This window comes from Rhodococcus sp. IC4_135, assembly GCF_011602025.1.
GTDB classification, from domain to species: Bacteria; Actinomycetota; Actinomycetes; order Mycobacteriales; family Mycobacteriaceae; genus Rhodococcus_F; species Rhodococcus_F baikonurensis.
Map to the genome: position 1 here is coordinate 171950 of NZ_JAAOLG010000009.1, position 21467 is coordinate 193416.

Annotated in this window: 21 protein-coding genes; 12 read left to right on the forward strand and 9 right to left on the reverse strand. The window is 62.7% G+C overall.

What is annotated here, in order from left to right; genetic code table 11:
- Positions 1–4 precede the first annotated feature (4 nt).
- From G8767_RS18235 to yhjD, 5 genes are read left to right on the forward strand one after another with little or no spacing between them, the layout of a single operon-like run.
- Complete coding sequence (locus G8767_RS18235; RefSeq protein ID WP_346843009.1) at positions 5–850, forward strand: exodeoxyribonuclease III; 846 nt, start codon at positions 5–7, stop codon at positions 848–850.
- 26 nt (positions 851–876) lie between these two features.
- A complete protein-coding gene (locus G8767_RS18240; RefSeq protein WP_095969267.1) occupies positions 877–1410 on the forward strand; it encodes a ribonuclease domain-containing protein in 534 nt (177 codons plus the stop codon).
- A complete protein-coding gene (locus G8767_RS18245; RefSeq protein WP_124566483.1) occupies positions 1410–1904 on the forward strand; it encodes a barstar family protein in 495 nt (164 codons plus the stop codon). Before G8767_RS18240 ends, G8767_RS18245 begins: the two co-directional genes overlap by 1 nt.
- A 26-nt stretch (positions 1905–1930) precedes the next feature.
- Complete coding sequence (gene trpS, locus G8767_RS18250; RefSeq protein ID WP_166810988.1) at positions 1931–2965, forward strand: tryptophan--tRNA ligase; 1035 nt, start codon at positions 1931–1933, stop codon at positions 2963–2965.
- 51 nt (positions 2966–3016) lie between these two features.
- Entirely contained in the window at positions 3017–4051 is a 1035-nt protein-coding gene (gene yhjD, locus G8767_RS18255; RefSeq protein WP_166810992.1) for an inner membrane protein YhjD, read from the forward strand.
- Here the strand turns inward: yhjD and G8767_RS18260 are convergent.
- Positions 4048–5358, reverse strand: coding sequence for a D-alanyl-D-alanine carboxypeptidase family protein (locus G8767_RS18260; protein WP_206029479.1), 1311 nt, complete (start codon positions 5356–5358; stop codon positions 4048–4050). The genes yhjD and G8767_RS18260 overlap by 4 nt on opposite strands.
- Positions 5359–5461: 103 nt before the next feature.
- Between G8767_RS18260 and G8767_RS18265 the strand changes: the two genes are divergently transcribed.
- Together G8767_RS18265 and G8767_RS18270 are read left to right on the forward strand one after the other, a co-directional pair.
- Positions 5462–5860 (forward strand): hypothetical protein, encoded by a 399-nt coding sequence (locus tag G8767_RS18265; RefSeq protein WP_166810996.1) that lies wholly within the window; start codon positions 5462–5464, stop codon positions 5858–5860.
- Between the two features lie 119 nt (positions 5861–5979).
- A complete protein-coding gene (locus tag G8767_RS18270) occupies positions 5980–6552 on the forward strand; it encodes a dihydrofolate reductase family protein (protein ID WP_124566481.1) in 573 nt (190 codons plus the stop codon).
- A 62-nt stretch (positions 6553–6614) separates the two neighbouring features.
- On the opposite strand, the gene G8767_RS18275 is transcribed toward G8767_RS18270, so the two are convergent.
- The 8 genes from G8767_RS18275 to iolC are packed head-to-tail and all read right to left on the reverse strand — an operon-like array spanning position 6615 to position 15802.
- Positions 6615–8120, reverse strand: a complete 1506-nt coding sequence (locus G8767_RS18275; RefSeq protein WP_166811000.1) for a CoA-acylating methylmalonate-semialdehyde dehydrogenase — start codon at positions 8118–8120, stop codon at positions 6615–6617.
- Positions 8121–8144: 24 nt separating this feature from the next.
- A complete protein-coding gene (locus tag G8767_RS18280) occupies positions 8145–9029 on the reverse strand; it encodes a sugar phosphate isomerase/epimerase (protein WP_166811003.1) in 885 nt (294 codons plus the stop codon).
- Positions 9030–9031: 2 nt separating this feature from the next.
- Entirely contained in the window at positions 9032–10072 is a 1041-nt protein-coding gene (locus G8767_RS18285; protein ID WP_166811006.1) for a Gfo/Idh/MocA family oxidoreductase, read from the reverse strand.
- 26 nt (positions 10073–10098) lie between these two features.
- A complete protein-coding gene (locus G8767_RS18290; protein WP_166811008.1) occupies positions 10099–11004 on the reverse strand; it encodes a sugar phosphate isomerase/epimerase in 906 nt (301 codons plus the stop codon).
- Positions 11005–11041: 37 nt separating this feature from the next.
- Complete coding sequence (gene iolD, locus G8767_RS18295; RefSeq protein ID WP_166811010.1) at positions 11042–12997, reverse strand: 3D-(3,5/4)-trihydroxycyclohexane-1,2-dione acylhydrolase (decyclizing); 1956 nt, start codon at positions 12995–12997, stop codon at positions 11042–11044.
- Between the two features lie 14 nt (positions 12998–13011).
- On the reverse strand, positions 13012–13884 hold the full coding sequence (gene iolB, locus G8767_RS18300) for a 5-deoxy-glucuronate isomerase (RefSeq protein ID WP_166811012.1): 873 nt from the start codon (positions 13882–13884) through the stop codon (positions 13012–13014).
- Between the two features lie 21 nt (positions 13885–13905).
- Complete coding sequence (locus tag G8767_RS18305; RefSeq protein WP_020969139.1) at positions 13906–14805, reverse strand: hypothetical protein; 900 nt, start codon at positions 14803–14805, stop codon at positions 13906–13908.
- Positions 14798–15802, reverse strand: a complete 1005-nt coding sequence (iolC, locus tag G8767_RS18310; protein ID WP_206029480.1) for a 5-dehydro-2-deoxygluconokinase — start codon at positions 15800–15802, stop codon at positions 14798–14800. The genes G8767_RS18305 and iolC overlap by 8 nt, the downstream gene beginning before the upstream one ends.
- A gap of 199 nt (positions 15803–16001) precedes the next feature.
- Between iolC and G8767_RS18315 the strand changes: the two genes are divergently transcribed.
- From G8767_RS18315 to G8767_RS18335, 5 genes are all read left to right on the forward strand, one after another.
- Entirely contained in the window at positions 16002–16739 is a 738-nt protein-coding gene (locus G8767_RS18315; RefSeq protein WP_166811014.1) for a GntR family transcriptional regulator, read from the forward strand.
- Between the two features lie 106 nt (positions 16740–16845).
- The gene (locus G8767_RS18320; protein WP_166811016.1) at positions 16846–17994 is read left to right on the forward strand and encodes a Gfo/Idh/MocA family oxidoreductase; all 1149 of its coding nucleotides are present in this window, start codon (positions 16846–16848) and stop codon (positions 17992–17994) included.
- Positions 17995–18024: 30 nt separating this feature from the next.
- Positions 18025–19410 (forward strand): MFS transporter, encoded by a 1386-nt coding sequence (locus G8767_RS18325; RefSeq protein WP_166811018.1) that lies wholly within the window; start codon positions 18025–18027, stop codon positions 19408–19410.
- Between the two features lie 120 nt (positions 19411–19530).
- Entirely contained in the window at positions 19531–21021 is a 1491-nt protein-coding gene (gene iri, locus G8767_RS18330) for a rifampin monooxygenase Iri (protein ID WP_166811020.1), read from the forward strand.
- Positions 21022–21026: 5 nt separating this feature from the next.
- Positions 21027–21452 carry a hypothetical protein gene (locus G8767_RS18335; protein WP_240952392.1) on the forward strand — a complete coding sequence of 142 codons (426 nt, stop codon included), beginning with the start codon at positions 21027–21029 and terminating at the stop codon, positions 21450–21452.
- Positions 21453–21467 lie beyond the last annotated feature (15 nt).

Below are 21467 nucleotides of genomic sequence, written 5' to 3' on the forward strand. Positions count from 1 at the left end.
TACGGTGCTTGCCGTGCCACAAACTGCTGACTCCCACATTCTTGCGCCCCACACCATCACGTCCGTGAACGTCAACGGCGTTCGAGCAGCGGCCCGCAAGGGCATGCTCGACTGGCTGGAGAAGACGTCGGCGGATTTCATCTGCCTTCAGGAAACGCGTGCGTCGGACGATCAGCTTCGCGAGACTCTCGAACCAGCGCTCGGCAACGGATGGGTCCTGGTCTCCGCCGAGCCGTCTGCGAAGGGACGAAACGGAGTCGCGGTGCTCTCACGTACCGAGCCTGACGCGGTGCGGATCGGCCACGGGGACGACGAGTTTCTCGACGCCGGCCGATACATCGAAGCCGACTTCGCGGATCTGACCGTCGCGAGCCTGTACCTGCCGTCCGGTGAGGCGCTCACGCCGAAGCAGGAGGAGAAGGAGCGGTTCATGGCGTCCTTCGCAGTTCACCTCGCTACCACCGCTGCGGCGGCCGAGGCTGCCGATCGTCACGTGGTGGTCAGTGGCGATTGGAACATCGCGCACACCGAACTCGACCTCAAGAACTGGAAGACCAACAAGAAGTCTTCGGGATTCCTTCCCGAGGAGCGCGCCTGGATGGATCTGCTGTTCGCCGAAGATTCCGCGTGGGTCGATGTCTTCCGCACCCTCCATCCGGGTGTCGACGGTCCGTACTCGTGGTGGTCGTACCGCGGCAAGGCCTTCGACAACGATTCGGGTTGGCGTATCGACTACCAGGTTGCCACCCGCGGATACGCCGAGCGGGCCAAGGTCGCGGTCGTCGAACGCGCTGAGTCCTACGACCTCCGATGGTCGGATCACGCACCTGTCACCGTCTCGTACCGGTAGGGACGCGCATGCCTGAAGGTCTGAAAATGCCGAGCGCAAAGACGCGCAACGCCATCATCACGGTTGTTGTGGCGGTGGTGGCACTCGTGCTGGCGGTCACCCTGTCTTCGCGGGATTCCGACAGTTCGGCATCTTCGGCGTCATCGTCGTCGGTTACGAAGTCCGCGAGTGTCCAGCCTTCGAGTGCTCGAGCCAAACCGGGTGCAACTACCAAGGCTGCGCCGTCGAGTTCCGAGCCGTCGAGTTCCGCTGCAAAGACAACGCAGCAGGCAAGCACTGATGCGCCGGCGCGGGTTCTCGCCACGCTGGTGGAGATCGACGCCGGGCGGTGGCCGGATTCCGCCAATGCGCCGGGCACGAAGGGCGGCATCACCTTCCGCAACAGCGAAGGGCGTCTACCCGCGGTCGGTGCCGGTGGCGGACGTGTCGTCTACCAGGAATGGGACGTCAACGCGAAGAAGAACGGCCAAGGTCGCGATGCCGAGCGGATCGTCACCGGCAACGACGGTTCGGCGTGGTACACCCTCGATCACTACGACACGTTTGTGAGGATTCGCTGATGTCCGACTCGTCCACGGTCAGCGTGGTGCAGTGGCTGGATCCGTCTTCGGATGTGGCTTCGGTGGCGCTGCAGGGCGACCCGGCCGTTGCGGATGATCTTGCACGGGAACTCCGTGGCGAGAATTTTGTCGTTCGGGTGGTTCGCGGAGAGAACATGCGAACAACGGCGCAGCTCTTCGACGAGTTCGCGGCGGCCTTCCAGTTTCCGTCCCACTTCGGGCGCAACAAAGACGCTTTCGACGATGTCATGCGCGATCTCGACGACGTACTCGGACTCGGCGCCGGATATGTAGTTGTGGTCCGCGGTGCGGGTTCTCTACTGTCCGAGCAACAGGATCAGTTGGAGTGGTTCCGCGAAACGATGGACTTCTACGCCGAAGAATGGGAACCCGTCGTTTTCCGGACCGTCTACCAATTCGGCGCGGACGACCTCACTGCCCGCGGTGACGACCTCGTCGAACTCACCTACCCGGGCACCACGCCACTGCACTGATTTCCACTCGTGAAAAGATCGGAACCATGTCGACCCCTGCAGAACAGAAGCCCACCGCAAAGCCTCGCGTGCTTTCCGGAATCCAGCCGACGTCGGATTCTTTCCACCTCGGCAACTACCTGGGCGCGCTGCAGCAGTGGGTTCCGTTGCAGGACGATTTCGACGCTTTCTACTTCATTCCGGATCTTCACGCCATCACGGTGACGCAGGACCCGAAGGAACTGCGTCGTCGCACCAAGGTGGCGATCGCTCAGTTGCTTGCAGTGGGTATCGATCCCGATCGGGCGACGCTGTTCGTGCAGAGTCAGGTTCCCGAGCATGCGCAGTTGGCGTGGGTCCTGAACTGCATCACCGGTTTCGGTGAAGCCAGCCGTATGACGCAGTTCAAGGACAAGTCCGCCAAACAAGGCAGCGACAACGCCAGTGTCGGTTTGTTCACGTATCCGGTTCTGATGGCCGCGGACATTCTTCTGTACCGCCCGCAGCGAGTTCCGGTCGGTGAGGATCAGCGTCAGCACCTCGAACTCGCACGCGATCTGGCCGGCCGGTTCAATACGCGCTACGGCAAGGCGTTCGTTGTTCCCGAACCGCAGATCATCAAGGGCACGGCAAAGATCTACGACCTGCAGGATCCGACCGCGAAGATGAGCAAGTCCGCTGCCAGTGCAGCCGGACTGATCAATCTGCTCGACGATCCCAAGGTGTCGGCGAAGAAGATCAAGTCGGCGGTCACCGACAACGAGCGCGAGATTCGCTTCGATCCGCAGGCCAAACCGGGCGTGAGCAACCTGCTCACCATTCAGTCGGCTCTCTCGGGAGTACCGATCGAGACTCTGGTGGCCGGCTACGAGGGCAAGGGGTACGGCGACCTCAAGACCGATACCGCTGATGTGCTGACCGAGTTCGTCACCCCGCTCAAGGCGAAGGTCGACGGTTACCTTGCCGACGAGGCGGAGCTGGATCGCATCATCGCGGCCGGAGCGCACCGCGCCCGTGAGGTGTCTTCACGCACTCTCGCTGCTGTCTATGACAAGGTCGGATTCCTGGCACCGAAGGGCTGACCGACGCGAATTCGGACTCACGACGCCTGACCGAACATGAGGGGGACGGCAATGGCTGACACGGACGACGACGCACCGAGCTTTCTCGAGAAGCAACGGGCAGCGCGACCATGGCTCGATCATCTGGTTCGCGCGGCTGGACGGTTCCAAGAGCAAAAAGGCGATTACTACGCTGCAGGAATCACGTACTTCAGTGTTCTCGCACTGATTCCGATCATGATGGTCGCGTTTGCCGTGGCCGGCTTCGTATTGGCCGGGCATCCCGAGTACTTGGAGTCGATTCAGGAGCAGATCACCAAGAGCATTCCGGGCAGCTTGGGTGACACCATCAACACGCTGATCGATTCGGCCATCGACTCGCGCGCGAGCGTCGGAATCTTCGGTCTCCTGGGTGCCGCGTACGCGGGTCTCGGTTGGATGGCCAATGTTCGTGACGCACTGACGGCGATGTGGGAGAGCAAGCGCGAGCCGAAGGGTTTCCTGCGTACCAAGCTCGGTGACGCTGGTGCCCTGATCGGTCTGGCTCTCGCCATGGTCGTCTCGCTGGGCATGTCGGCCTTGAGTAGCGGGCCGGTTGCGACTCAGATCCTCAAATGGCTCAACCTCGAGAACATCACCGGTGTCGGAGTCGGGCTCAGAGTCGTTTCACTGGTGCTCTCACTCCTGGCGACGTGGGCGGTGTTCCTGTGGGTGATTGCCCGGCTACCGCGCGAGCCTGTCACGCTGCGTAGCGCCGCGCAGGCAGCGCTTATCGCCGCGGTCGTGTTCGAGATCTTCAAGCAGGTAGGTGCGATCTACCTCGCGGCCGTCACCAGCGGCCCGGCGGGCGTGGCATTCGGCCCGATCATCGGTTTGCTCGTGTTCGTCTTCACGGCGTCGAGGATGCTGCTGTTCTGCACGGCGTGGGCGGCGACGACCAAGGAAAGCATGGCTCTGGCGTTCGTTCCACCGCCGGACCCGGCCGTGATCTCGCCCCGAATCGTTGTCAGTGACGGGGCTTCACCATCGCGCGTGGCTGCGTTGATCGCCACGGGTGCGGTTGCAGGTCTGGGACTTTCGGGCTTCATGCGTCGTCGGCCGCGCTAGCGCCTTCGACGGTTGAGAGCAACTGCTCCCGCCACCAACGCGATCACCACTACTGCGCCGACAGCACCGACGAGGATGCGGTCAGTGGTGTCCGACTCGGCGTCGGTAGCGGTGGGTGCTGCCGAGATCGATCCTGGTGCGGCGGCAGACGGTGTGCGAGTGACGTCGGGCGTGGCGTCGTCGGTGGATCGGTCCGTCAACGAGCCGACGGTTGTGCTCGCGGGGAGCGCATAGCCGTAATCGAGAAGACGGGCAGCCTGTTCCCACGGACGGATCGGCTTGGCTTCGCCGCCCATCAATGTCACCAGTAGTTTCCGGCCGTTGCGCTCCGCAGCACCCACGTACGTGTGGCGGGCGTCGTCGGTGAAGCCGGTCTTGCCGCCCAAAGCGCCGTCGTAGTTGTAGAGCAACTGGTTGTCGTTCGCCAGTGTGAATCCAGGGCGGTCCTGATCGTCAGGAATCGTCGGATCCTTGGGGAAGCCGGGAAACTCGACGGTTTCGGTATGGATCAGACCGGCAAACGTCGGATTCTGCAGGGCGGTATGGAAGATCACGGCCAGGTCGTACGGCGAGCTGCTCATGCCCGGGCCGTCGAGTCCGGATGGAGTTGCCGTGCGGGTGTCGAGGGCGCCGAGGTCGGCGGCGAGGGCGTTCATCTTCGACACGGCCGCAGCGTCACCGCCGAGTTGGCGGGCAAGAGCATGTGCGGCATCGTTTCCCGACGCCATGACCAGACCCTGCATCAGTTGCCGGTTGGTGTACTTGCCGCCCTTGCCGATGCCGACAGCGCTACCTTCAGCGTCCGCGTCTTCGGCGGTTGCGGTGATTTCGGTGTCGAGATCGAGTTCGTCGAGTGCGACGAGAGCCAACAGCATCTTGATGGTGCTGGCCGGTCGGTAGCGACCGTGCGGATCTTTGGCGGCGAGGACTTCACCGGTCTCGGCATCCGCGAGTACCCATCCGGATGCCGCGATATCGGCCGGGAGCGGGGGAGCGCCGTCTGGAAGTACGACGCCGCACTCGCCGAGTTTGTCTCCACCGACGGGGCTTTCCGGAATCGGGACAGCGGTGGGTGCCGTGGATCCGGGCGCGGGTGCTTCGGAGAGATCGATCGCCGGCGCCGGGAGACTGGTGAACGGGCAGCTGTCGGTGTTGGGTGTGGTGAACGGAGCCTCGGTGGTGGTGGGCGGCGGCGGGGCCGGTTGGGCGCCGGCGATTCCCGAGGTCCCTACGACACCGGTGAACGCAATGCTTCCTGAGAGCACTGTTCCGGCAACTGCCACTGCACACTTTCGACGCCACATCATCGATATACGAGGGTATGCGAACCGGAGGGAACGTCCGAATCGCCACGCTAGCGCGGAGATCGAAAACAGACGATTCGGTTTGTAGATCGGGCATAGTGGACGGATGAACCTCGCAGGTATACGCGGACGCCGGACGCTCGCGGCAATGACAGTCCTCGGAGCGTTGGCCGCTGCGGTGGGGTGCTCCGGCGAGTCGGAGCCGTCGGCCGAGAGTCAAATTTCGGCAGTCGTCGGTAAGAGTTTCGAATTCATGGCGGCAAGGGACTGGGAGGCAGTGGACAGCACTCAGTGCAGTTCGATGCGCAGTGAGAGTCCGCGGGTCGACGAGTCGCCATTCGACGACACACTTGCCAGTCTGAGGCTGGACGGTGTGGAGAACATCGTGGTGAACGGGGATTCGGCGACGGCTGACACTCGCCACTACAGCACCGAGGATCCGTCCCGGATGATGCGCGAGGACATCACGTTGATCAAAGAGAACGGCGCCTGGGTTGTGTGCTGACTCTTCGGGTGCTGACGCTGCCGATTGCCGTCGATGAGTTCCCCGACCAACCAGAGTCTGTAACAGTGGGGTAGTCGACTACTCGCACGGTGCAGGAACACTGACGACAGGGGATCGGTATGGGCAAGATCGTGGTGACGGAATTCGTGTCTCTGGACATGGTCATGGAAGCGCCCGGTGGTGAACCGGGCTATGCGCATTCTGGATGGGTCTTTCCATACCAGGAGGGCGATCAGATGAAGTTCAAACTCGACGAAACCCTCGCCGCGGACGTGCTTCTACTCGGTCGGCGGACCTACGAGAGCTTTGCCGGTGCCTGGCCTGACCGCGAGGACGACCAAGGCTTCGCGGACAAGATGAACGAGATGCCCAAGTACGTCGTCACGAGTTCGACGGAGCCGCTCGAATGGAACAACTCGACCGCCCTCGACGGTCCCATCGAGGAATCCGTTCCGAAGCTGAAGGAGCAGATCGACGGCGAAATCCTGGTCGCGGGAAGTCGGACGCTCGTCCACGCGTTGTTGCTGGCCGGTCTGGTCGACGAGCTGCGCCTGATGGTCTTTCCGGTCATTCTCGGGTCCGGCGGGAGAGTGTTCCCCGAATCGGCCGACAAGATCGTCCTCGAGTTGAAGGACGATCGTCGGTACGAATCCGGAGTTCAGGTACTGACGTACCACCCCACGGTCGTGTAGACCTCTCGAAAACATCTGTGGCCGAGCCTCTTCGAGACTCTCGGCCACAGATGTCTTGCCGATTAGCTGTTCTCGGGGAAGCCGAGGTTGATACCGCCGTGGCTGGGGTCGAGCCAGCGACTGGTGACGGCTTTACCTCGCGTGAAGAAATGAACACCTTCGGTCCCGTGAGCGTGGGTGTCACCGAAGAGGCTGTTCTTCCAGCCGCCGAAGCTGTAGTAGGCCATGGGAACCGGGATGGGGACATTGATGCCGATCATGCCGACCTCCACCTCGTTCTGGAAGCGTCTGGCAGCGCCACCGTCGTTGGTGAAGATGGCGGTGCCGTTGCCGTACGGGTTGTCGTTGATCAGTTCGAGGGCTTGGTCGTAGGTATCGACGCGCACGACGGAGAGGACAGGTCCGAAGATTTCGTCGGTGTAGATCGACATGTCGGTAGTGACATTGTCGATGAGGGTGGGCCCCAGCCAGAAGCCGTCCGGTCCACCATCGGCCTGGACTGTGCGTCCGTCGACCACGATGGTGGCGCCGTCCTTCTCGCCGGCATCGACGTAGGAGGCGACCTTGTCGCGGTGGGCCTTGGTGACGAGCGGACCCATGTCGGAGTTCTTGGTGCCGTCACCGGTGACGAGGGGAGTGGTGCGCTCGACGATCTTGGCGACCAGTTCGTCGGCGATGTCGCCGACTGCGACCAGGGCGGAGATCGCCATGCACCGTTCGCCCGCGGAGCCGAATCCGGCGTTGACCATTGCGTCGGCGGCAAGGTCGAGGTCGGCGTCCGGCAGAACGATGGCGTGATTCTTGGCGCCGCCGAGTGCTTGCACGCGTTTGCCGTTGGCGGTGCCGGTGGCATAGACGTACTGGGCGATGGGGGTGGATCCGACAAACGAAATCGCTTTGACTGCTTTGTTTTCCAGGAGTTCGTCGACGGCGAGCTTGTCACCTTGGAGGACGTTGAAGACGCCGGGAGGCAGACCGGCTTCGGCCCAGAGTTCGGCGAGCCAGACCGCCGCGGTGGGGTCCTTCTCCGAGGGCTTGAGAATCACGGTGTTCCCGGCGGCGATGGCGACCGGGAAGAACCACATGGGGACCATCGCGGGAAAGTTGAAGGGCGAGATGATGCCGACGGGGCCGAGGGGTTGGCGGATGGAGTACACGTCGACCTTGGTCGATGCATTCTCGGTGTATCCGCCCTTGAGGAGATGCGGTATTCCGCAGGCGAATTCGACTACCTCTTGTCCGCGGCTGATTTCGCCGAGAGCGTCGGAGAGGACCTTGCCGTGCTCGGCTGTGATGATCTCGGCGAGTTCGCCTTTGCGAGCGTTGAGGAGTTCGCGGAAGTTGAACAGTATCTGTGTGCGCCGAGCCAGGGAGGTGTCGCGCCAGGCGGGGAAGGCCGCCGCAGCAGCGTCGATGACAGCGCGGGCGTCCTCGAGGTTCGCCAGGGCGAGTCGGCCGGTGATCTGTCCGGTGGCGGGGTTGGTGACGGGGGCGGTGTTCTCGGATGTTCCGGCGAACGACTTGCCGTCCAACCAGTGCGCGATGACACGAGTATCAGTGCTGGTCATGGTATTTCCTAGTGGTCTGGTGGCTCAGGAGTTCGGGGAGGTGTACTTGGCGACATAGTCGTTCATCGTCTCGCGCTGGTACCGGGAAACCTCGTGTGCGTTTTCGTTCTCGGCGAAGACGCTCGACACCATCACGGTGTTGTCACGATCGTAGAAGCCGAGTTTGCCGAGGCCGCCGAAGAATTCGTCCCAGTTGACGTCTCCGTCCCCCATTTTGAGGTGTTGATGCACTCGAACGGCATAGCCTGGCGGATTGGTGATGTAGCGAAGTCCGTGGGAACGGTGATGATCCATGGTGTCTGCCACATGTACGAGACGGACCATGTCGCCGGCGGCCTCCATGATGGCGGGAAGGTCCCCACCCATGTGGAATTGGTGGCACGCCACGATCACCATGCCGAGGTTCTTGGAGTTCACGCCACGGATCGTGCGGATCGCGGCAAGTCCGTCTTCGACGAAATCGTCCGGGTGCGGGTCGATCAGGACGTCGATCCCCTCGCGTTCGATGATCGGAAGCAGTTCCTCCATCGAACGATAGAACGCACGCTCGGACTCTTCGGCCTTCTCGGGGCGGCCGGAGAATTCGGTGTTCATGACGTTGACACCGAGATCGACCGTGATCTGGATGGCCCGCTTCCAGTAACGCACTGCTGCTTCGCGAGCGTCCTCGTCCGGGCCGGACCACCGAAGGACCGGGAGCACCGACGCGATGCCGACTCCCGCACTCGCGCAGGCCTTCCGGAACTCGGCGACGAGCGCGTCGTCGGCTTTCGGGTGATTGAAGAACGGGATCATGTCGACGTGCGGTGTGAGCTGCAGGTACTCGTACCCGAGATCGGCAACAACTCGGGGAAGCTCCAGCAGCGAGTAATCGTGATGGAACGGTGTCGGATCGAGTGCGACCTTCATCGCTACGCTCCGGCCACAGAGTCGCGCGCAACCATGTCCACGACGACGCGTTGACCCGTCTCCAGAGACTTCACGCCAGCGGCGCAGACAGCGGCCGCGGCGTACCCGTCCCAGGCACCTGGTCCGTCGATGTAGTTGCCGGTGCCGGCGCCCGTCTTCACTGCCTTGATCCACCGGGCGAACTCGGTGTCGTATGCCTGCCCGAAGCGTTCGCGGAATCCTGGGGTGATCTGCCCACCCCAGTTTCCGGGCTTGGTCTTTCGGATCAGTCCCACGTCGAGTCCGATCATCGCGCTTCCGAGTTCGCCGACAACTTCGGTGCGCACCTCGTAGGCAACTCCGGTGGTGACAAACACCTCGGCGTCGACGTGTCTACCGGACTCGGTCTCGAATATCGCGATCTGTGGGTCTTGAATGCCCTCGGGAGCAAGCGAATTCGCAGACGGCCGAATTATCTGCACCGAGGTGATCTCTTCGTCGAGCAGGAATCGCGTCACGTCGACCTCGTGGACGAGTGAGTCCTTGACGATCATCGCGCTGTCGAAGCCGTTCGGAACCGCAGGATTGCGGTGCGCGCAGTGCACAACGAGAGGGCGACCGAGATCGCCGCTGTCGATCAAATCCTTGAGCTGGGTGTATTCGTGGTCGAACCGGCGCATGAAACCAACCTGGATCAGTCTCTTTCCCAGCGCTGCTTCGGCTTTGACGATCGCCAGCGAACTGTCCGCGTCGGTGGTCAGCGGCTTCTCGCAGAGAACCGGCTTGCCTGCTTCGAGGCAGGCAAGTACCTGCTTCTCATGGGTCGGGCCCGGGGTTGCGAGCACAACGGCGTCGACGTCGTCGGCTGCGATGGCATCGAACGGATCGACGACGACGCGTGACCCCGGCGTCAATGCTGCGATTTCCTCGGCGCGGGCAAGAGAGTAGTCGTTGACGACAGTGACTCGGGCACCGCCGATTTTGTTGGTGATGCGGTCGACGTGATCGGCCCCCATGATGCCGACGCCGAGCACTGCGATCCGGAGATCCTGGTTGTCAGACATGCGGTGGTACTCCTCGATTGTGTTGCTCAGCTGAAACGGACGGCGGGGACGCCACAGGTGGACAGGTATTTCTGAGTGCGCTGTGCGATGGGCAGCGGTGTGTCGGGATGGCAGGGATACATGTCCTGCTCGACGATCGCGAACACGTCGATGCCGAGCTTCTCGATGGCCTCCAGAAGCGGCGGCATGTCCGGGATTCCACGCGGTGGTTCGATCATCGCGCCGAGTTTGACGGCTTCGCCGAACGGCAGGTCCTCCGCCTCCACCTTGGCGACGATCGCCGCATCCACCTGCTTGAGGTGCAGGTACCCGATGCGCTCCGGATGCTTGTTGATGATGGCGAGATTGTCGCCGCCGCAGTAGCTGATGTGGCCGGTATCGAGGCACAGGTTCACGAAACGCCCGTCTGTACCTTCGAGGAACTTGTAGACGTTGTCCTCGATATCGACATGGCTGTCGGCATGAGGGTGGTACTGCGCCATGACGCCGTACTCCTCGAGCATCGCCTTGCCGAGAGCGTTCATGCCGTCGGTCTTCTTGCGCCACTGCTCGGGAGTCAGATTTCGATCCTCGAGTACCACTCCGGTGGAAGGATCGCGCCACATCTCGGGTATGACCACTACGTGCTTGCCGCCGACGGCTGCGGTCAACTTGGCGACGTCCTTGATCTGATTCCAGACGGCATCCCAGGAATCGTCCTGGTGCAGGTGTTCGAAAACGGTACCGGCCGAAAGCTTGAGGCCGCGTGCTCCGAGTTCGTCAGTCAGCTTGGCTGGATCGGTCGGAAGGTATCCGAACGGACCGAGTTCGATCCATTCATATCCCGACGCGGACACCTCGTCGAGGAATCGCGTGTACGGGGTCTGCTGAGGGTCGTCCGGAAACCACACGCCCCAGGAGTCGGGGGCTGATCCGACGCGAATCGCGCTCATGTCTAGATTCCTTTCGCGGGCAAAGTCTGGGGTGTGGTCAGTCGGATGGACGTAGATACGGTCGCTGGATCTTCTTCCAGGACTCGTAGGTTGTCCGAGCGTTCTTGGTCGATTCCAGTTCGGAGGTGGCCGATACCGGTACATCCCACCAGGATTCGCTGTCGGGGGCGCCGATCAGCGGATCGGTTTCGACGTGGATGACAGTGCTGGTTTCACTGGCTTTCGCGACCTTGATCGCATCGGCGAACTCGGCAGCGGTGTTGGCGCGGATGACGTCGACGCCGAGGCTGGCGGCGTTTGCGGCCAGATCGACCGGGAGCACCCCTCCGTCGAGCCGTCCGTCATTCGAGCGGTAGCGATACTGCGTGCCGAAGCGCTGGGAACCGAGCGACTCGGACAGTGAACCGATGGAGGCGAATCCGTGATTCTGCACCAGGACGACGATGACCTTGAGGCGTTCCTGCACGGCGGTGACCAATTCGGTGGCCATCATCAGATAGGAACCGTCGCCGACCATGACGAACACGTCGCGATCGGGACAAGCCATCCGGACGCCCAGACCGCCGGCAACTTCGTATCCCATGCAGGAGTATCCGTATTCGACGTGATATCCCTTCGAATCGCGAGTACGCCACAGCTTGTGGAGGTCACCCGGCATGGACCCGGCAGCGCACACCACGACGTCACGTGCATCGGACAACGTGTTGACCAGGCCGATGACCTGATTCTGATTCAGTGAGCCGTCAGCCGCGGGTTCGGCTGGGTTGTAGACGGATTCGACGATCGCATCCCAATTGCGGGCGAGTTCACCGATCCTGGCCGCGTACTCGTCCTCCACCCGGTAGTCGTTCAGTGCGATCGCCAGAGCGTCGAGTGCCTCACGAGCGTCGGCGACAACACTGACACCGCCCTGCTTCACCGAGTCGAGAGACGCAACGTTGATGTTGACGAAGCGAACGTCGGGATTGGTGAAGGCGGTGCGGGACGCGCTCGTGAAATCGCTGTACCGCGTGCCGATTCCGATGACGACGTCCGCCTCGGTGGCCAACGCGTTTGCAGCCGTGGTGCCGGTGGACCCTACCGCCCCGACGGATTGTGGATGGTCGTAGACCAACGAACCCTTGCCGGCCTGGCTCTGCCCCACGGGGATTCCGGTCTGCGCGCAGAACGCTGCCAGTGAGGCCGTGGCCTGGCTGTAGATCACGCCGCCGCCGGCGACGATCAGCGGCTTGCGAGCCGAACGGATGATCGCGGCGGCGCGTTCGATCACCGATCGCTCGGGGAGCGGGCGGGCCACGTGCCAGACTCGTTCGGCGAAGAACGACTCGGGCCAGTCGAAAGCCTCGGCCTGTACGTCCTGCGGGATGGCGATGGTGACTGCGCCGGTTTCGACGGGGTCGGTGAGAACGCGCATCCCGGCCAGTAGAGCGCTCGGCAACTGTTCCGGGCGCCATACTCGATCGAAGTATCGTGAGACCGGTTTGAAAGCGTCGTTGACTGTGACGTCACCGCTCGACGGGAGTTCGAGTTCCTGCAAGACCGGGGCACTGGCTCGGGTCGCGAAAGTGTCTGCGGGCAGAAGTAATACAGGGAGACGATTGATGGTGGCCAGGGCAGCGCCGGTGATCATGTTGGTGGCGCCCGGGCCGACGCTGGACGAGACCGCCCACGTCTGCAGGCGGTCCTTCATGCGGGCGTGGGCGACCGCCGAGTGCACCATCGCCTGTTCGTTGCGGCCGAGCACGTAGGGGAGCGTCGGCTCACGGCCGGCGTCGAGATCTTGGATCTCGGCCTGCAGAAGTGCCTGCCCCAACCCGGCGACGTTGCCGTGCCCGAAGATCCCGAAGCATCCGGCAAACAGTTTGGTGCGCTGGCCGTCGCGTTCGGTGTACTGGTTGGCAAGGAAGCGTACGACAGCTTGAGAAACGGTGAGGTGTACGGTCGGCTCGTCGCGAGGTAGACGATTGCCGGTTGCGTTGTCGGTGGGTGCCACAGCTTTCACTTCCGTCAGTTGTGGGACTGCAACGGCAGTCGAGGGTCGATGTCCTGGTGATCCCAGCTTCCACGCAGCCAGGTGTGTTGCGGATCGTCACAGATGTTCCACGCCCGGATCTCGCCCGAACCTGCCATGACGTTGAGGTAGTACATGTGGTGGCCCGGCGCTGCGATGGACGGGCCGTGATAGCCGTGCGGTACGAGGACGACGTCGCCGGAGCGAACTTCCTCGAGCACCTCGATTGGTCGCTCGGCGGTTCCGTACACGCGGTGGTAGCCGAACCCTTCGGTGCCGGTGGGGCTTCGGTCGATCTCGAAGTAGTAGATCTCTTCCAGAGCCGATTCGACATCGCTGTTCTCGTCGTGCTTGTGGCTGGGATAGGACGACCAGTTCCCGCCGGGGGTGATGACCTCACACGCGATGATGGAGTCTGCCTCGAAAGTGTCTGCGGTGGCGAAGTTGTGGACCTGTCGGCTGCAGTTTCCGGCGCCGCGAAGTTCGACCGCGACTCCGGACGCGGGACCGTATCGATGGGGAAGCTTGGCGCGGGCGCGCGCTCCGCACAGGGCGAAGCGGCCTCCGCCCGTGCTGCTGACCGAGTAGTCGGCGTCGCGTCCTATGTACGCGAAATCGCTGGGACCGTCGAAAACCGATGCGCGGCCAGTCAGGGGAATCTCCGTCCCCTCGGCAACAACCACGGCTGAACCCGCCAGTGGAACGACGATTATCTCGTTCTCACCGGACTGCAGGTGGACGTCAGTGCCAGGGGCGAGTTCGAGTGTCCACAAGCTGGATTCGGTCCACCCGGCGGACTCCGGTGTGACCACTGTCGTGAAATCACCGTCGGCGGAAGAGCCGGCGGGGACGTAGTACTTGCTGAACATCTTGCTCCTGCCAGGTCGGTTCTAGTGGACGAGCTTGACGGCGGTGTCGACGGCAGCCGTCACGTCGCCGTCGGGTGGGTAGAGCAGCGCGCGCCCGACTATCAATCCGCGCACGGACGGCAGCTGAAGGGCAGCGTCCCACTTCGCATACGTCTCTTCCGGCGCGATCTGCGGATCGCCGCCCAAGAGGAGCGTCGGCAGGGTGGTCGCATCCATGACCCGTTCCATCTCGTCGACTACCGGCAGTTTCATCCACGTGTACGCCGAGGTGGAGCCGAGACCTTGGGAGATGTGGATTGATTTGATGACGGCGTCGGGGCTGAGATCGTTGACGACCTTGCCGTTGACGCGGCTGGAGAGGAACGGCTCGAGCATCGCGATCAGTCCGGCTGCGGCCAGTTCGTCCACGGCTTCGGCACATGCCGTCATCGTGGGCAGGGTGCCTGCGTCGTCGAGGGCGATGCGCAGCAGCATCTTTCCGCCGTTCATGCCGAACTTTGCGGTGCCGGCCGCGGTGTATCCGGTCATGCGGTCGTCGAGTTCGAAGCTCGCGCCCGCCAGGCCGCCGCGATTCATCGACGAGAAGACGACCTTGTCCTCGAGGGCGCCGAGGAGGAGCAGATCGTCGAGAATATCCGCGGTACCGAGAACGCCGTCGACTCCGGGATTGTCGAGAGCAGTGCGCAAGCGGTCCAGCAGATCGGTACGACTGTTCATCGCTGTCGGCTTGCCGCCGACAGACAGTGCCCCACGCGCCGGATGATCGGCAGCGACGATCATGAGCCGGCCGTTGCCTCGAACAGTGGCGCGAGGAGTTCGTGCTGCCCAGGCCTTTTCGATGATCTGCGGATCGCTCGCACGCAGTTCCGTCACGTCGGCGTAGGTGGTGGCGAGGGGGCGGGCGGCGAGCTTGTCAGACATTGACTGCCTCCGTGGCTGTGGCTTCGGCGAGATCGTGGACTTCTTCAGCGGTCGGCATCGCCGTGGAGCATTCGAGCCGAGACGCGACTATCGCACCGGCCGCGTTGGCGTAGCGCAGTATCTTCTCCAGCGGCCATCCGGCCAACAGTCCGTGGCAGAGTGATCCGCCGAAGCTGTCGCCCGCGCCCAGCCCGTTGACCACGTCGACGGCGTTGGGCGGCACGGTGATCGACTGCTTTCGCGTTTTGCCGAGTACACCCTTGGGGCCCTGCTTCACGATGGCGAGTTCGACTCCGAGGTCGAGAAGCGCATCGGCGGCCTTGTTGGGGTTGGTCTCACCGACCGCGATCTCGCACTCTTCACGGTTTCCCACGGCTACCGTCACGTGTGCGAGGGCTCGCTGCACCTGAGCGGTCGCTTCCTGGGGCGTCGACCAGAACATCGGGCGGTAGTCGAGATCGAGAACCGTCAGCGGGCGGCGTTCACGAGCTTCCCAGGCGGCGAAGTGTGCGCTGCGGCTCGGTTCTTCGGACAGCCCAGTCACCGTCGACCAGTACAGCGATGCTGTTCGAACGGCGTCGAGGTCGATGTCTTGCGGGGTGATCCGAAGGTCGGGCGCATGCGGCTTGCGGTAGAAGTACAGCGGGAAGTCGTCAGGGGGGAAGATCTCGCAGAACGTCACGGGTGTCGGGTACTCGGAATTGGTGACGACAAACCTGTTGTCGACGCCCAGACGTGCCAACTCGCGTGTGACGAACCTTCCGAAGGGATCGTTTCCGACCCCGGAGATCAACGCTGCTCGTCGTCCGAGGCGGGCGGCCGCTACCGAGACATTGGCTGCGCTGCCGCCGAGGAATTTGCCGAACGTCTCGACGTCTTCGAGTCCGACACCGGTCTGAAGTGGGTAGATGTCCACCCCCGATCGGCCGATGGCAAGCACGTCGAATGGTGCGTCAGGGATGTGTGACCCGCTCTGGTGAGTGTTGATGCTTGTCAAGACTGACTCCCGAGAGTTCGTGGTGGGTTGCCCACGCAGGGCACCGATGTATGACTGAAACTGTGCGCCGCGACACAGCGATTGTCAATAGTTTGTCTGGACATTATGACTTGCGGTCAAGTGAATGTTAGTGTTCGCATACACTGCCGAGAGAAGTAGCGTCGATGCGGCGCCTTCCCAAGACAGATCGGAGTTGACCGTGGTCGCAGCACTCGCCGTCGAGTTGGACCGCTCGAGCCCGGTACCGCTGTATTTTCAGCTGGCCCAGGCAATCGAGGGAGCTATTCTCGGTGGCGACCTTGCCCCAGGTGATCGCTTCGAGAACGAACTGGCGTTGGCCAAACGGCTCAATCTCTCGCGTCCGACCACGCGACGCGCGATCCAGGAACTGGTGGACAAGGGCCTACTAGTTCGTAAGCGGGGAGTCGGAACTCAGGTGGTGCAGAGTCCGGTGCACCGCCCGGTCGAGCTCACCAGCCTGTTCGACGACCTCGCGAGGGCAGGCCAGGCGCCGACGACCAAGCTGCTCGAGTTCACGGTGGGAGTTCCCGCCGAGGACGTTGCCGCGGAACTCAACCTCGAACCCGACGCCGAAGTGGCCACCATCAGGCGTCTGCGCAGCACCAACGGCGAACCGCTTGCAGTGATGACCAATTACATTCCGGTGGACATCGCACCCGATCCCGAGGAGTTGGAGACGCAGGGGCTCTACCAAACCTTGCGAACTCGCGGCGTTCACATCCGAGTGGCACGGCAGCGAATCGGCGCTCGGGCGGCGACTCGCGAAGAAGCAGGATTGCTCGACGAGAAAGTGGGTGCTGCCCTCTTGACCATGAGCCGCACTGCATTTGACGATTCAGGTAGTGCCGTCGAGTACGGCAGCCACTGCTACCGAGCGTCGCGTTACTACTTCGACACCACCGTGGTCGACCGCTAGATCTCGATCCCGGTGACACGAGTACCCGCCTGACCGAGTCAGTGGGGGTGATTTGTGGTCCCGACATTTCTGCGATCCTTCGATCATTTGACCCGAACGGAGCCTCATGACAGGCATTTCAGTAGCAGTTGCCGGATTCGGATGGATGGGCCGCGTCCACACGCAGGCGTATCTGCGTCTGCGGCAGCACTATCCCCAGCTCCCCGTGATCCGCCTGGCCGCCGTCGCCGACGAGGTGCCAGGCCGAGGGCAGGAAGCGGCGGACCAATTCGGTTTCGAGGCTTTCACCCAGGATTGGCGTGACATCGCGGCCGATCCGACCATCGACGCGGTGAGCATCACGGCCCCGAACTTCTTGCACCGTGACATCGGCATCGCAATGGCAGAGGCCGGCAAACACATCTGGATCGAAAAGCCCGTCGGATTGTCGACGGATGATGCGAAAGCTGTTGCAGCAGCTGTCTCGAAGGCCGGTGTGCAGTCGACCGTCGGTTTCAACTATCGAAATGCGCCGGCAGTCGCCCTGGCAAAAACCCTGATCGACTCGGGGGAGTTGGGCACGATCACGCATTCGCGTTTTCGCTTCCTGAGTGACTACGCGGCGCATCCCGAAGGTGCTTTGAGTTGGCGATACGAGCGTGAGCGCGGCGGCGCGGGCGTCCTCGGCGACTTGGCTTCACACGGTATCGATCTGATCAGGCATCTCCTCGGCGACATCGACGCTCTCGTTGCGGATACTGCGATCTTCATTCCGGAGCGCGCGCGTCCGTCCGCCGCTACCAGTGGACATGCCCGGGCCAGCGGCGGGGAGATGGGAGCTGTCGAGAACGAAGACTTCGTCAGCGCACTGCTGCGGCTCGGCTCGGGCGGCCGCTGCACACTCGAAGCGTGCCGCGTCGCCGTGGGAGAGCAGAACAACTACGGATTCGAGATTCACGGTACGAAGGGTGCCGTGTTCTGGGATTACCGCCGGATGGGTGAACTGGGCACCAGCCTCGGCTCGAAGTATCAGGACCAATCCGTCACGACGGTTTTGGTCGGCCCCGAGTCGGGAGAGTTCGGCCGCTTCCAACCCGGCGCGGCCAACGCCATGGGTTATGACGACCTGAAGGTCATCGAGGCTCGCAATTTCGTCTCCTCGATCGTGGACGGAGCGCCGCAGGGCGCGACCATCGCTGATGCTGTCGCGTCGGCGCAGGCTCTGGACGCGATGGTTGCCTCGGTCTCCTCCGGTGGCTGGATTTCTCTCGGCTGATCGAGAATTGCTCCGAAAGGCTCTGGCGCAGTGACATTTCCCCGCGGACTGGCGTTGCTGGTGGCAGCAGCACTGTTCATGGAGATGCTCGATGCGACGATTCTCGCAACCGCACTGCCGTCGATCGCCCAATCCTTCGGAGTTGACGCCGTCGACGTCAATGTCGCCGTTTCTTCGTATCTCCTGGTGTTGGCCGTCCTGATCCCGGCGAGCGGATGGATGGCCGACAGGTTCGGAACGCGACGTGTCTTCATCTCTGCCATAGCCGTTTTCACGGTGGCGTCGGTGGGATGTGCACTGAGCACGTCCCTGCCGATGCTGGTGGGAATGCGCGCACTACAAGGGGTAGGCGGCGCCATGATGGTGCCGGTAGGGCGGCTCGCAGTATTGCGGGTGACGTCGAAGGCGGAACTCGTACGGGCTATCGCTTACTTGACGTGGCCGGCGCTCACAGCGCCGGTTCTTGCGCCCGCTGTGGGTGGAGCCATCGTGTCGATCGCGTCGTGGCGCTGGATCTTTCTGATCAACATCCCGATCGGGATCGTCGGGTTTCTCCTTGCATTGCGCATGGTGCCCGATCTTCGGAAAGTGCAAAAACGAAGCCTCGACTGGCTGGGCCTGGTGGTGATCGGAGCAGGCGTCGCCGTGCTCGTTGTGGCACTCGACAGCGTGCACAGTTCCGGGACCGATTGGATTCGAGTGGGCCTCGGGATCGTTGTGTCTCTGATCTTGTTGACCTTGGCCGTCATTCACCTCCTCCGGTCGGATCACCCGCTCATTGCGCTCGGGGTCCTCCGGCTCCGATCGTTTCGGATCGTCGCGTCGAGCGGCTCGCTGTACCGGCTCGTGATCACGGGTGTGCCGTTTGTGCTGCCACTGTTGTTCCAAGTGGGATTTGGAATGTCGGCGTTCAAGGCCGGTCTGTTGGCGATGGCCCTGTTTGCGGGCAATATCGCGATCAAACCGCTCACCACGCCGCTCATGCGCAGGTTCGGGATCAGACGAGTTCTGGTGGGAAACGGAGTTCTGTCGGTGGTGTGCTTCGGTGCGCTGGCTCTGATTTCTTCGACGACACCGGACGTCGTCATAGCCGTCGCACTGTTTGTCAGTGGCGCGCTGCGATCCATCGGGTTCACCGCGTACAACAGCGTGGCGTTCGCCGAAGTCGACTCGGGGGAACTGACCGATGCCAACACCCTGCATGCAACTCTGCAAGAGTTGGCGTCCGGTCTGGGTATTGCGCTGTCCGCGTTGGTGATCACGCTCTGCACACCGTTGTCGGAGTCGGGCGATGTCGGCGACGGAGCGCCGTTTTCGCTGACTCTGGGTGTCCTCGGAATCTTGCTGGTGCCGACGGTGATCGAAAGTTGGCGGCTCCCACGCGATACAGGTGCTGTGGTGTTGGCGCGCCGATGAGAAGTGCCTCCCGCCACTTTCATCATAACGCGGGACCCGGGGCTTGCGGCAAGGCCCGGGTGATGGTGCACACTCGTCTGCTGCGAGCAAGCAAATGCCTTGCCCGAAGGAGGGGATCGCATGAGTGACGTCATCATTGTCGGTGCTGGACCAACTGGATTGATGTTGGCAGGTGAGCTCCGGCTACAGGGCGTCGATGTCGTCGTCGTGGACAAGGACGAGGAGCCGACTCAGTTCGTCCGTGCCCTCGGTATCCATGTGCGCAGCATCGAAATCATGGAGCAGCGCGGGTTGCTGGATACGTTCCTCGCGCACGGCCGCAAGTACCCGCTCGGTGGATTCTTTGCCGGGATCAGCAAACCAGCACCCGCTCACCTCGATACTGCCCACGGATACGTACTGGGGATACCTCAGCCCGAGATCGACAGGATTCTTGCCGAACACGCCATCGACGTCGGCGCGGACATTCGGCGCGGAAAGCGCGTCGTCGCGATCCGTCAAGACGCCGACAATGTCACAGCGGAATTGTCGGACGGCACAACACTTCATGCGCGTTACCTCGTAGGCTGCGACGGCGGCCGCAGCACTGTACGGAAGCTGATCGACGTCGGGTTTCCCGGCGAGCCGTCGAGCGCCGACACCCTGATCGGCGAAATGGACGTGACCATGCCGGCTGACGAACTGGCAGCAGTTGTCGCCGAAATTCGCGAAACGCACAAACGATTCGGAGTCGGTCCCGCCGGCAATGGTGCTTTTCGCGTCGTGGTGCCCGCGGCCGAAGTTGCCGACGGTCGCGCGGTTCCCACCACCCTCGACGACATCAAGCAACAGCTACTGGCCATCGCGGGCACCGACTTCGGTGTGCACTCGCCGCGGTGGCTCTCGCGCTTCGGTGACGCCACCCGTCTGGCTGAGCACTACCGGCGTGACCGGATCTTTCTCGCCGGCGATGCCGCCCACATCCACCCGCCGATGGGCGGTCAAGGCCTCAATCTCGGTGTCCAGGATGCCTTCAACCTCGGCTGGAAGCTTGCCGCCGAGATCAACGGCTGGGCACCGGATGGTCTGCTCGACACGTACGAATCGGAACGGCGTCCGGTCGCTGCCGACGTACTGGACAACACGCGTGCGCAGGCAGAGTTGATCTCCACCGCGGCCGGTCCGCAAGCAGTCCGTCGCTTGGTCTCCGAGTTGATGGAATTCGAAGACGTCAAGCGCTATCTGACCGAGAAGATCACTGCGATCTCGATTCGCTACGACTTCGGCGCAGGCGACGACCTACTCGGTCGGAGGCTGAGGGACATCGCGTTGACGCGCGGCAACCTGTACGACCTGATGCGCTCCGGCCGTGGACTTCTGCTCGACCAGGGCGGCAAACTGTCGGTCGATGGTTGGAACGACCGCGTCGATCACGTCATCGACACCAGCGCTGAACTGGACGCTCCGGCTGTCCTGCTTCGACCGGATGGTCATGTGGTGTGGCTGGGGGATACGCAGGCGGAGTTGGACACTCAGCTGTCCACGTGGTTCGGTCGGCCGGCGAGGGACCGCGCGCGACCCTTCGACTTCGACAACCGAGACCCCGAGACGTCTCGGACGCACTACCGTTGACGACTATGAGGCGAAGGTCAGCACAGGTTGCGGCTGCGGCGGCGGGCTCTGTGGGAGCGCTGATGCTGACAAGCTGCGCAACCAATGTCGATGTGCCGAAAACCTTTGCCGCCACGATAACGGTGACCGGTCAGGCAGAGCAGGCCGAGGCGGGCTCCGGAGAGTGCGTGATCGACATGATCCGTGTTGCTCCGAACGACCAGATTCAGATTTTCGGGGGTAGTGGCGCAGCATCTACAAGGTCGCCAATCGAGGTCGAGGCAATCGATCAACTTCCCGACGGAACGAGCACCTGCTCCTACACCGCACACTTTGATGCCGTCCCCGCAAACCAGAGAAACTACGAGGTGAGCTTGGGGCACTTCTCTCCGGAGTCCTTCAGCTCGGACGAGTTGGAGAACGGTGTCACCTATCAACTGCGCGGGTCCTGACCGAACCAATTCTCC